Origin of the sequence: Capnocytophaga sp. oral taxon 323, assembly GCF_001278825.1 — a bacterium.
Classification (GTDB): Bacteria; Bacteroidota; Bacteroidia; order Flavobacteriales; family Flavobacteriaceae; genus Capnocytophaga; species Capnocytophaga ochracea.
This window is the reverse complement of sequence record NZ_CP012589.1, coordinates 1241069-1254106: the sequence shown is the minus strand read 5'-3', so window position 1 is coordinate 1254106 and position 13038 is coordinate 1241069. Positions and strand designations below refer to the sequence as shown.

3 protein-coding genes are annotated in these 13038 nt (G+C 40.7%); all 3 read right to left on the bottom strand.

All coding sequences use genetic code 11. The annotated features are described in order from the left end of the window. Positions 1-112: 112 nt before the first annotated feature. The 3 genes from AM608_RS05370 to AM608_RS05360 all read right to left on the bottom strand — a co-directional run bounded on the left by AM608_RS05370 (position 113) and on the right by AM608_RS05360 (position 12914). Positions 113-979: a bile acid:sodium symporter family protein gene (locus AM608_RS05370; protein ID WP_009417426.1), complete on the bottom strand. Its 867-nt coding sequence runs from the start codon at positions 977-979 to the stop codon at positions 113-115. Between the two features lie 15 nt (positions 980-994). Beyond that, positions 995-1912 (bottom strand): hypothetical protein, encoded by a 918-nt coding sequence (locus AM608_RS05365; protein WP_053581006.1) that lies wholly within the window; start codon positions 1910-1912, stop codon positions 995-997. A 619-nt stretch (positions 1913-2531) separates the two neighbouring features. Continuing rightward, positions 2532-12914, bottom strand: coding sequence for a gliding motility-associated C-terminal domain-containing protein (locus AM608_RS05360; protein ID WP_157466265.1), 10383 nt, complete (start codon positions 12912-12914; stop codon positions 2532-2534). Between the last annotated feature and the right edge of the window lie 124 nt (positions 12915-13038).

Below are 13038 nucleotides of genomic sequence, written 5' to 3'. Positions count from 1 at the left end.
CGAGGGCTTACAGCTGGGTATGTGAATAAAAGGTAAAAGATAAAAAAGCGCGATGTTTACTATTTAAACATCGCGCTTTTTTAATTGTTAATTGTCAATTATTAAATTGCTGTTATCTTCTAATTCTGATGGTAATAAGGGCAAAGATAAAAGTGGTGAAAAAGGAGAATATGGCATACACAAGGGCAGGTTTGGTCATATCGGTATTGCCCATAAGGGTACCTGCTACCAATATCGCCAAAGCAGTGTTTTGTAGACCTACTTCTATACTGATAGTCGTTGCTTGTACACCCGGTAATTTAAAAGATTTCAGAGCTATAAAATAACTAAGTGTCATCGCGCTGAGGTGCATTAGAAGCGTAGCAGGCAAGAGTCGGAATATTTCATCTACTGAAATACCACTTCCTCCTGATTGTTTATCACCGAAAAACTTGATGAAGAATACAATTCCCAACAATATGGTGTTTGTTACTTTTAAAGGAAAACGGATTTTAAGAGATACATTAGGGAAAAACCGGTTGAAGAATAAGCCCAACAAAGCTGGTATTATAATGATTTTGGCTACTTCCCAGACCATATTGAATATAGGGAGCGACACTTCGGTATGACCCCCCATAAAAACTCCTACTGCCCAATTAGACAACACCGGAATGGTAAACAGTATGAGCAAGCTATTGATAGCGGTAAGAGCTACTGCCAAAGCGGTATCGGCTTTGATGAGATAACTAATGAAATTGGAGGTAGTACCTCCAGGACATATTGATACGATGATGAGTCCTACTTTTTCGGCAGGGGGTAAATTAGAAAACTCGGCAATGATAAAAGCACAGATAGGCAAGAAGACCATCTGCAAGAAAAGCCCTAAGTACAAGGGCTTTGATTTTTTGAATATGTTTTCGAAATCGGAGAAGCGCAACGAACTGCCTATCGCAAAGGTGATAAGCATAAGCACTGCCGAAAGGAGGTAATCTATAAACATCAGCGATTAGCTTTTCTAATAAGTATAGGTATAGGTAGCTTTATGAGCGTTGTTTTTCTTATATTCAGCGGACTTAGGTGTATTGTTGCTATTCCATTGATAGCTAAAAGTACGAGTGGCATTCTCTAAATCTTTATAGTCAGCTTGGGTGTTATTATGGAGGTTTTTAGTATAAGAAATTACATTGTGAGCGGCGGTTCTTATAAGAGGGTCTCTGTAATAATCGCCATAGTAGTTGTAATTACTTATCAACTCTATTTCAGCTAAATATTTAAAGAGGTCTCGCTGATAGATATTCGGTTTATTATCGTATTGGTAAGTACAAGTGCCTTTGGTATTTTGGTCAGGAACAGCCCCTACATAAGTTGCTTTTTCAAGAGAAGCTACTGTACCATCGGGATTGAGGGAATAAATATAATAGTCGTTAAAACCAGCGAATGAGCTATGAGCTATTATTGTTATTTTGTTTTTATCATAAGTGTAGCTATATTTATTTATTTCACTACCACTTTCAGTAGTTTTTTTGGATATCTTACCATTGGCATATTCATAACTTATCTTTTGAGCGTTATCATTACGGACAATTGATTGTAAGTGATTTCCGTTATAAGTAAAGTTATAGGTATAGTTTCTGTTGCTTTGAGAATTACTTTTAATACTGATAGCAGTTATCAACTCGCCGTTATAAGTGATGGTATAGACTTCATCAGTAGTGGGGGTACCGTTATCGACTACTTTTCTTTCAAAAGCAGTAATTTTATTACCACTTAACGTATAGGTTTCAGTGGTTTTAACAGTGCCTATACTACCAATAGTTTCCTCTACTATTGTTTTAGGAAAAGCACCGCCAGGGGTAGTTTCATCATTGTTGTCTTTTTTACAAGAAAGAAAGATAAGTGTAAGACCTATGGCTAATAATAATGTTTTTTTCATTGGTTATATACTTTTATGGCGACAAAGGTACGAAACATTTTTTAATTAACAATAAGAAGTGTGAGCCACACGGGCAGGGAAAAGATTAGCAAATTAGGAAATGAGAAAATTAGCAAATGTGAAGGGTTGAGGAGTTCGAAATATAGCGGAGGAGAACGAAAGAGAGCTGAGAGGAATTTTGGTGAAAAAAGGCTATGAGAAGGGTGGGGGTAGCTTATAGAGAGCTTATAGGAAGCTTATACGAATCTTGGACGATTGGTATAGAAAAGGTATATAAATAGTTGATTCATAATATAATACAACAGCGCTAAAAATGTTAAAAAAGAGGTTTCGAGGCGAAAGAAAGGGGAAAGGTACTAGGCCTTAGGCCATAGGCACTAGGGGAGAATATGAGGGAAAAGAGAAGAAATGACGAATGACCAGTGACGAATGACGAATATGGACTTTCTTTAAAGGGGAATTGTGGCGGCGGTAAGACGGTGCGTGCCATACGAGCAGGTGAAGAAGAGTAATAGAAGTTTGGGGAGTTAAAGGTAAAGAAAATGAGGAAATAGGCTTAAAAACAAAAAGGACTGCCAGAGAGTTTCTGGACAGCCCTTTTTAGTTTATTATAAAAGTACTATTTTTTGATATATAACCAGCCTACTTCAGATTGTTTATTATTATTCTGATCGTAGTATTCAATCACATAATAATAAGTACCTTGTGGGAGTTTATCGGCAGCTTCGACGGTTGCACGGGCGTCGGAGATTCCTCTAAACACGCGGGTTACGTTGTCGTAGCCACTTACCTCAAATACTTTCACGCCCCAACGGTTGTAGATACGTACCACATTGTTCGGATAGTTTTCTATACCACCAATATGGAAGTGGTCGTTTTTACCGTCGCCATTTACTGACATACCGTTGTAAGGTATGAGCTTATTCACTATATCAACCGTTACAGTAGCACTGCTACAGCCTGCTGAGTTACAAATTTCATACACAAAAGTATCGGTTCCTACAAAGCCTGTGTGAGGTCTGTATTCTACCGTATTATCGACATTTACAACTACTGTACCGTTTGCAGGTTGAGTTACTACATTAGGAGTAGTCGCTCCGTTGAGGGTATCGTTCGCTAACACGGCAATATTTACAGGAGTATTCAACGCTGTAGAAACCCTATCGTCTACCGCTACTGGCAATACTGTAGGAGTTACTGTTGTAGGTGATACAGTGATTGTTACTACACCTGTTACACAACTTGTAGGGGTTGCCGTTGTACATACTTGATAAGTAATAGTGTATGTACCGCTTGCTGTGCCGGTTGGAACGGTTACTGTTCCATCAGGATTCAAGGTTGGAACGGTTCCTCCTGGTACTTGTGGCGTTGCTGGAGTTACTACGGTGATAGTAACGTTACCTGTTGGGCCTGTAGTAACTGATTGAGTTCCTACAGTTCCTCCTGTGGTGATATTTCCAGCTGTAGTTGTGGTTGTATCGGTGTATACCATATTGTTGTTTGGCAATATTGGTACGGGTTGTCTCACCGTTACTGTCACTGTTGCTTCTGTACTGCAAGCTGTAGGTGTTGCTACTGAACAGATATGATATGTATATGTGTAAACTCCTGGGATTGCATTAGCTGGTACCGTTACCGAACCGTTGCTTCCTATTGTAGGTACTCCTGTACCTGTTGGCGCAGTAGTTACACTTACTGTTACATTAGTAGCTGTTGCTGATGCAACTCCATCGACAGTATCATTACTCAATATAGTTCCTACTACTGTTGCTGTACCACTTGTTGGCACATCGTAAGTATTATCACCTGCTGTAGGTGTGGCTGTTGCTGTAGGTGATACAGTGAGTACTGTTGTACCACTTACACAAGTACTTGGTGTTGCTGTTGTACAAACATCGTAAGTAATTGTGTAGACTCCTGGAAGCAATGTGCCTGGGACTGTAATAGTACCATCAGGATTCAATGTAGGAGTAGGAGCTCCAGGTGCTGCACCTGGTGTTACTACTACATTGGTAATAGTTACATTACTTCCTGTTGCAGAAGTAGTGGTACCGTCTGGTTTCACTATATCATCATTGTTCAAGATACTTGGTGTTGTACTAGTACCTGTTTGCGTTACTGTAAGGTTTTCAGGACGGATAATAGGTGATGGCTGACTTACAGTAACTGTAAGGGTACCACTTGTACAAGCTACAGGTGTAGCTGTTGTACATACATCATAAGTGATAGTATATACACCTGGAGGTGTGGTAGGTGGTATTTGTACATTACCTGTAGTTGGATCTATCACTGGTGTATTAGGTGTGATAGGACTTGTTATAGTAATAGTTACATTTCCACCAGTACCTGCCGTTGCTGACTGAGTACCTACTGTATCGTTTGTCAATATATTACCTATTGTACGGGTTGTTGTACTTGTAGGTGTTGATGGTACTATTGGTAAATTATCTGGTGTAATTACTGGAACCTCGCCTACTACTACTGTAGCGGTTGCTGTTTTACAGTTAGAAGGATTCAATACTTCACACACTCTGTATACTATATTATAAGTACCTGACTTAGTACCTGTTGGTACAGTTATCTTACCTGTAGTGGTGTTTAAAGTAGGTGTAGGTGTACCTCCTAAGCTTGTTGCTGGAGTTACTACTGCTATAGTTACAGCTGTTGAACTTACTGGGTTTCCACCTAAAGTTGCCGTATCTATTACAGTTTCTGTTGAAGTAGTTCCTGGTGCTAAAGGATATACTTTAGAAGGTACTACTAATTCAGGGGCACCTACAGTTACCACTACAGTGCGTGTTCCTGTACAGTTAGTTGGGTTCAACACTTCGCAGTAGTTATACGTAATTGTATAGTTACCTGCTGGGGTATTACCCGGTACGGTTACTTTACCTGTGTTTGGATCCATTGTTGGTACTTTGCTACCACTTGGATTATGAACCGTCATTGTTACATTACCACCAGGGCCTGCTGTTGGCGTTGTTACTCCGCCTATGCTATCGTTATCGAAAATGCTTGGCGTTGTTTGAGTGCTGGTGCTTGGCGTTACTGTAAGTGTTTCTGGCACTACTGTAAGACTGGCTGAACCTACGCTGATTACTACTGTTTGTGTTTGGCAGTTGCTGCTTGGGTTCAAGCTTTCACACTCTTTATAAGTAATGGTATATGTGCCTGACTTAGTTCCTGCTGGTACAGTTACTATACCTGTGTTTACATCTAAGGTTGGGGTTTTACCTCCTCCTATCGGCGTTGCTGGGGTAACCACAGTGATGGTTACGCTACCTGTTGGGCCTGCTGTTGGAGTATTGCCTCCTAAATTGTCGTTGGTAAGGATATTACCCGCTGTTTGGGTTGTTACTCCGTTACCTACAGTAAAGGTATCGCTTGCTACTGTAAGAGTTGCTGCACCTACAGTTACTACTACAGTGCGCGTTCCTGTACAGTTGGTTGGGTTCAACACTTCGCAGTAGTTATACGTAATTGTATAGTTACCTGCTGGGGTATTGCCCGGTACGGTTACTTTACCTGTGTTTGGATCCATTGTTGGTACTTTGCTACCACTTGGATTATGAACCGTCATTGTTACATTACCACCAGGGCCTGCTGTTGGCGTTGTTACTCCGCCTATGCTATCGTTATCGAAAATGCTTGGCGTTGTTTGAGTGCTGGTGCTTGGCGTTACTGTAAGTGTTTCTGGCACTACTGTAAGACTGGCTGAACCTACGCTGATTACTACTGTTTGTGTTTGGCAGTTGCTGCTTGGGTTCAAGCTTTCACACTCTTTATAAGTAATGGTATATGTGCCTGACTTAGTTCCTGCTGGTACAGTTACTATACCTGTGTTTACATCTAAGGTTGGGGTTTTACCTCCTCCTATCGGCGTTGCTGGGGTAACCACAGTGATGGTTACGCTACCTGTTGGGCCTGCTGTTGGAGTATTGCCTCCTAAATTGTCGTTGGTAAGGATATTACCCGCTGTTTGGGTTGTTACTCCGTTACCTACCGTAAAGGTATCGCTTGCTACTGTAAGGGTTGCTGCTCCTACAGTCACTACTACAGTGCGCGTTCCTGTACAGTTGGTTGGGTTCAACACTTCGCAGTAGTTATACGTAATTGTATAGTTACCTGCTGGGGTATTGCCCGGTACGGTTACTTTACCTGTGTTTGGATCCATCGTCGGTACTTTGCTACCACTTGGATTATGAACCGTCATTGTTACATTACCACCAGGGCCTGCTGTTGGCGTTGTTACTCCGCCTATGCTATCGTTATCGAAAATGCTTGGCGTTGTTTGAGTGCTGGTGCTTGGCGTTACTGTAAGTGTTTCTGGCACTACTGTAAGACTAGCTGAACCTACGCTGATTACTACTGTTTGTGTTTGGCAGTTACTGCTTGGGTTCAAGCTTTCACACTCTTTATAAGTAATGGTATATGTGCCTGACTTAGTTCCTGCTGGTACAGTTACTATACCTGTGTTTACATCTAAGGTTGGGGTTTTACCTCCTCCTATCGGCGTTGCTGGGGTAACCACAGTGATGGTTACGCTACCTGTTGGGCCTGCTGTTGGAGTATTGCCTCCTAAATTGTCGTTGGTAAGGATATTACCCGCTGTTTGGGTTGTTACTCCGTTACCTACCGTAAAGGTATCGCTTGCTACTGTAAGGGTTGCTGCTCCTACAGTCACTACTACAGTGCGCGTTCCTGTACAGTTGGTTGGGTTCAACACTTCGCAGTAGTTATACGTAATTGTATAGTTACCTGCTGGGGTATTGCCCGGTACGGTTACTTTACCTGTGTTTGGATCCATTGTTGGTACTTTGCTACCACTTGGATTATGAACCGTCATTGTTACATTACCACCAGGGCCTGCTGTTGGCGTTGTTACTCCGCCTATGCTATCGTTATCGAAAATGCTTGGCGTTGTTTGAGTGCTGGTGCTTGGCGTTACTGTAAGTGTTTCTGGCACTACTGTAAGGCTGGCTGAACCTACGCTGATTACTACTGTTTGTGTTTGGCAGTTGCTGCTTGGGTTCAAACTTTCACACTCTTTATAAGTAATGGTATATGTGCCTGACTTAGTTCCTGCTGGTACAGTTACTATACCTGTGTTTACATCTAAGGTTGGGGTTTTACCTCCTCCTATCGGCGTTGCTGGGGTAACCACAGTGATGGTTACGCTACCTGTTGGGCCTGCTGTTGGGGTATTGCCTCCTAAATTGTCGTTGGTAAGGATATTACCCGCTGTTTGGGTTGTTACTCCGTTACCTACCGTAAAGGTATCGCTTGCTACTGTAAGGGTTGCTGCACCTACAGTTACCACTACAGTGCGCGTTCCTGTACAGTTAGTTGGGTTCAACACTTCACAGTAGTTATACGTAATTGTATAGTTACCTGCTGGGGTATTGCCCGGTACGGTTACTTTACCTGTGTTTGGATCCATTGTTGGTACTTTGCTACCACTTGGATTATGAACCGTCATTGTTACATTACCACCAGGGCCTGCTGTTGGCGTTGTTACTCCGCCTATGCTATCGTTATCGAAAATGCTTGGCGTTGTTTGAGTGCTGGTGCTTGGCGTTACTGTAAGTGTTTCTGGCACTACTGTAAGACTAGCTGAACCTACGCTGATTACTACTGTTTGTGTTTGGCAGTTGCTGCTTGGGTTCAAGCTTTCACACTCTTTATAAGTAATGGTATATGTGCCTGACTTAGTTCCTGCTGGTACAGTTACTATACCTGTGTTTACATCTAAGGTTGGGGTTTTACCTCCTCCTATCGGCGTTGCTGGGGTAACCACAGTGATGGTTACGCTACCTGTTGGGCCTGCTGTTGGAGTATTGCCTCCTAAATTGTCGTTGGTAAGGATATTACCCGCTGTTTGGGTTGTTACTCCGTTACCTACCGTAAAGGTATCGCTTGCTACTGTAAGAGGTGTAGCTGCTAACTTAATAGTTGATGTTTTAGTAGTTACATTACCAAAGGTATCTTTTGCTACAAAGGTAACTGTGATAACGCCACCAGGTACAGTACAAAAGTCAGCTGGGGCATTATAGTTATTTGTAATAGTTGCTATTGCACCACAAGCATCGGTGGCAGTAGCCGTACCGAGCCAAGTGTTGATAGCTGTAGTAGCTGTAGTTGAGTTACACAATATATTCAAAGCAGATGGAGCATCGAAAGTAGGTGGTGTGGTATCGTTCACTGTAAGGGTAACGGTTACGAGCCCACTAGTACAGCCGTTGTTATTGATAGCTCGTACATAGGCTGTTGTAGTAGTACGAGTAGTTACATTCGTATTGATAGTAGGAGCTACAGTAGTGCTTGCAGTAGCTGTAGGGGTAGCATACCAACGCAAGGTAGTACCTACTGCAGGGGTTACATAATTATCAAACGATACAATATTACTATTTGCTGTAGGGCAAAGCGTAGTAGTACTGCTTACTGTTGGCATTGCCGCTGCAGTGTGTACAGTTATCACAGCAACTGTACTTGTGATAGTATTGCCACAAGTGATGGTAAATACCACACGATAAGAAGCTGTTTGGTTATACGGACTATTATTAGTATTGAGCGTAAGAGTAGCCGTACCATTGTTAGTAGCTACCGCTGAACCTATATTCGTCCAAGCACCACCGCCCACTTGTTGTTGCCATTGATAATTAGTATTTCTTACAGAAGCTACCGCTGTGAGGGTAACAGTTTCGCCTTTACAAACTGTTTGAGGTACTGGGTTAGTAGTTACACTGAGGGTAGTAGACGCTATAGAAGTAGGGCACAATTCTACTACATACCCACCGGCGCTACTGTTATCAGGGTCGGTAAGGGTGAGTTCGGTGAACGGTTTATCAGAGGTTACGACTACTTTTGCTTGAGTATACACATTGGCTTGGTGTGATACTTTTCCACCAACTACGGTGAGTTTTCCAGCATCGGTACCACAACCTACTGCGTTTACTGCTACTGTGCCACCACAGTTTACTGCAAAGGTTACGCTATCGGCATTGGCAACACTAGGGTTACCACCGAAACCTGAAAGCCATACTTGTACAGAGGTTACAGGTTTGCTAAATGTATACTTAATAGTTGCTTGTCCACCTTTCATTATAGGATAGCCTGCCAATATAGTGCTTTGGCACATCTGTCCTGAATCATAAGTATAGGCGTCAAAAAACTGTGGAGTTCCTGTAATAGTTCTGTTTACTGTTAGTCCCCCTATTTGTGCTGCTGCAGTAGCTGTTTTAGCAAACTGAGGTGATGGGAAGCTAGTACAAGCTCCTCCTGCTTTACCTACTTCTACTAAATAGTTAGTAGTGAGGGTACAAGTACCGTTGGCTACTTGTGTAATTGCCAAGGTAGCCGTAGCAGTTTGTCCTGGTTTAGATATTGTTAAAACTCCTCCTGGTGGTATAGAGGCAGCTGTAGCTGTACCATTATTGAATTTGTGTAGCAACTGCGTACCTGGAACGCCTTTAATAGTATATACTACATTGGTAGCCCCAGTTTCATTGAGTGTTGCAGGAGTAGCATAAAACTCAGTAATGTTATTGAGTACTGAAGCTTTAGTAACGGTAAATTCACCAGAGTATGCAGAGATATCATCACATAAACCTATGAGGTCTACAGCATAGCGCACTCTGAACTTACCACCATTAGCCACATTGGCAGTATTAATAGTAAAGACACGAGTAGCCCCTACTTTTCTATTATTGCTATAGATTTGAGCAGCTCCTCCATTAGGGAGCACATAGGTTACCCAATTGGCAGAATTATCGGCTTTGTACTGCAATTCATAAGCGAATTTATTACCACTTCCATCATTAGCTATAGTACCTGTAGCTACTGTAGCTTGCGCATTGATAGTAAAGCTAGCATCTGTACATACTACTTTATCAGGATAAGTAGTAGGGTTGATAGTAAGCACATCGGTAACAGTGAGAGCCGTAAATTTAAATATATTAGAATAGCTTTCTCCACCGCCACATACTGAGGCATCGGAGGTATACTTCACACGGTAATAACCTGTGTTAGAAGCTACATTCTCTATTGTAAGTATTCTTTCTGCTCCACCTGCTACAAGCGTATGTTTCTGAGTAGCGCGATCTACCCAAGTACCGGTAGCTGTAGGGCGATATTGTAACTGATAAGTAACCTTTGAGCCTCCCATACCTGCATTAACGGTTGCCTTAGCGGTAATAGTAGTAGTGCCAGTAGCACTTGCACATACAGCTACATCAGTATAAGCAGGTGCATTTACTGTAATTACTGAAGATACTGCATTAGCTACTAATTTAGTAGCATTAGTAGTAAGCGACATCGTTCCACAGAAACTACCGGCGTGGGTATAAGTATATGCTACACGGTATAGCGCATTGTTATCAGAAGTAGTAGGCGTAAAGCTATAGGTGACATTAGCACCTGAAGTTGCACTACCACTTTGTCCGCTTATATCGCTCCACGTAGTACCATTGTTAGTAGACTTTTGCCATTGGTAACTGAGACTACCACTGAAAGGACTGGCTAAAGTAGCTTGTGTAGTAAGGGTAGTGGTAAACCCAACACAAGCAGTAGTTGTAGCGGTAAGTTGCGTAGTAATGGTTACCGCATCGGTATTACCAGTACCTTGCTTTTTGATTGAAGCAGGACAAAGTTCTACTAAGAAACCTCCAGCAGTACTATTATCATCGGTAATGGTAAGTTCAGTAAAAGGTTTAGTGGCAGTTACTTTTACTGCTAAATCTGTACCTATGAGATTATTTTCACTTACAGTAGTTCCATTAATCGTAGCTGTACCTTTACAATCAGCTACTAAACTCAGAGTAGGATTTCCGCAACCTGCGTTGATACTGAATTTAGCTTTATCAACAGTACCTACTGCTCCTTTTCCCATTATCAAGAGCCATACCTCTACATTATTCACAGGTTGGCTAAATTTATAAGTAACAGAAGTAATTCTATTATTTGCTTTTTGCAACCAAGGATAATTAGAATTAGCAGGATATACAGAACAATATTCAGTTGGATCGTTTAAACTACTTGTTAAGAAGTTATTAGGTGTTGTTCCACCTACATAGCTACGAGTAACAGTAATATTATTAATAGTATAAGTAGCATCATTAGTAGTTGCAAACAAGCTATTAGGCTTAGTTGTACAAACAGCATTATTAAAAGCTGCTGTTACTTGTACTTGTTTATTTTGAGTAATATTACAAGCTCCTTTTTGTACACGTGTTATTTTAAAAGTAGTAGCTTGTGAAGTAGGGAGGGTTACGGTTGCTACCCCTGAATTGTTAAGCCCCACTGTTTGAGGTGTACCTCCATTTACTTGGTAAGTAACTGTAGCATTAGAAGTTCCTTCTATTCTATACGCTACATTGGTAGTAATTCCTTGTGTAATAGAAAGAGGAGTAGCTGTAAGTTTTGTTACTTTTGCTTCACTTACAGTTAAGGTAGCTACATTGGAGTAACGCACAATCTCTTCAGAGAACTCAGAAGGATTTTTATAAGTGTACTTAACCCTGATATTAGCTTGATCATAAGGTAATGTACCTAAATTAGCTTCTACAAAATTAATATTAGTACCACTTGTTTTATTATCTTGTGTTGCAATAGTTAGCCAAGAACTGCTTCCACTTTTCTTAGCTTGTAACTCATATTTAAAGGAACCTCCATTGAATTTTGAAGTAGCTTGTGCTTCATAAGAAGGAGGAACTCCTGTCATAGTGTCCTCACATACGCTTTGTGCAGTAAGAGTTTTATCTATTGTAAAAATATCATCATCAGTAGCTTTGACGATAGAAGTAGGACAAAGAGCCACCAAATAGCCCAATCCTGTACTTCCCACATCAGTAATCGTAATTTTACTAAACGGCTTGCTCGAAGTTACTTTTATACCCACATCAGTAGTGAGTTTTCTATTACTAACACTCTCTACTACGTTATTATTGATCGTAGATACTATAGGATTACAATCATAACTTTTAGAAAGAGAGATAGCACCTCCTCCATTTACTTCAAATTTTGCTTTATCGAAGGAATTAACTTGTGTATTATCACCAAAGGCAAGTAAGAAAATCTCTGCACTTTTAACAGGAGTACTAAACTCATACACTATTTTCTTACTATCTTTCAGCAAAGGATCTTTGCTTGGATATGTTTTAGTTGAACCACAATGAGAGCCAGGAAAAGAAACAGATTTATTAACACCACTATCTGCTTTTCGAGTAACAGTCATTCCTGCGACAGAAACTGTTTGATTAGGAAAACTATTAAATGGATCTCCTATAGTGGGTGGAGTACAAGAACTACTTTCTATAGGTGTAACAATAGATGCTAGACAAATTTCCACAAAGAAACCATAACCACCTGTTTGTCCAGAAGGTTCTAAAAATTCTAAAGTAAGTTCTGTAAAAGGTGCAGAAGAGGAAATACCAACTTTTGCGTCTGTAGTTTTTTTATCTTCAGAAGATACTTCAGCTCCTGAAATAGTAACTGCACCAGCTGTACAACTAGAACGTAAGGCTAAGTTTATTTCCCCATTGTTCACGGTGAATTTTACAACATCTTTGTGAGGTTTATTCTGTTTCCACCATTCTCGTTCCCCATTATACCCAAAAGCAGCTAAGAAAACCTCAATATCATTTACCGGCTTACTAAACTTATAGGTAATTTTGCTTACCTTATTAGAGTCCATAAAGGGATACTTCTTATTTCCACCTTTAAAAGTTGTTTTACGATCTTTACCACAATAGGTTTCATCAGGTGTATTATCATCAGTAGCATACTGAATATTATCTATACTTCGATTTCCTGCTTCTAAAACACGCTCAACCCGTACCCCTCTAATAGTAGTAAACTCTGTTACTTTCTTATTAGTTGGAGTTCCAACCTGTGTGTAACTCACAGGTTCAGGCATAGCATTACAAGATTGCACCTGTGCTTCTATCTCCTCAAAAGAGATTAAGAAAAATGTTATAGCTAATAGGATTTTAGTGATATTTTTCATTCTTGTTTTATAAAAAGACATTGTTAGTGATTATTTGGGTGCAAAATTAGTAAAGATTTTTTACATCTCTCTATACTAAGATAATAATTAACACAGTTTTAACAAGTTTAGGGCTAAAAACAAC

What these genes read in the sequence shown, in the direction of transcription:
- AM608_RS05360 (WP_157466265.1), bottom strand. Translation starts at nt 12,914, where the DNA reads ATGAAAAATATCACTAAAATCCTATTAGCTATAACATTTTTCTTAATC.
- AM608_RS05370 (WP_009417426.1), bottom strand. Translation starts at nt 979, where the DNA reads ATGTTTATAGATTACCTCCTTTCGGCAGTGCTTATGCTTATCACCTTT.
- AM608_RS05365 (WP_053581006.1), bottom strand. Translation starts at nt 1,912, where the DNA reads ATGAAAAAAACATTATTATTAGCCATAGGTCTTACACTTATCTTTCTT.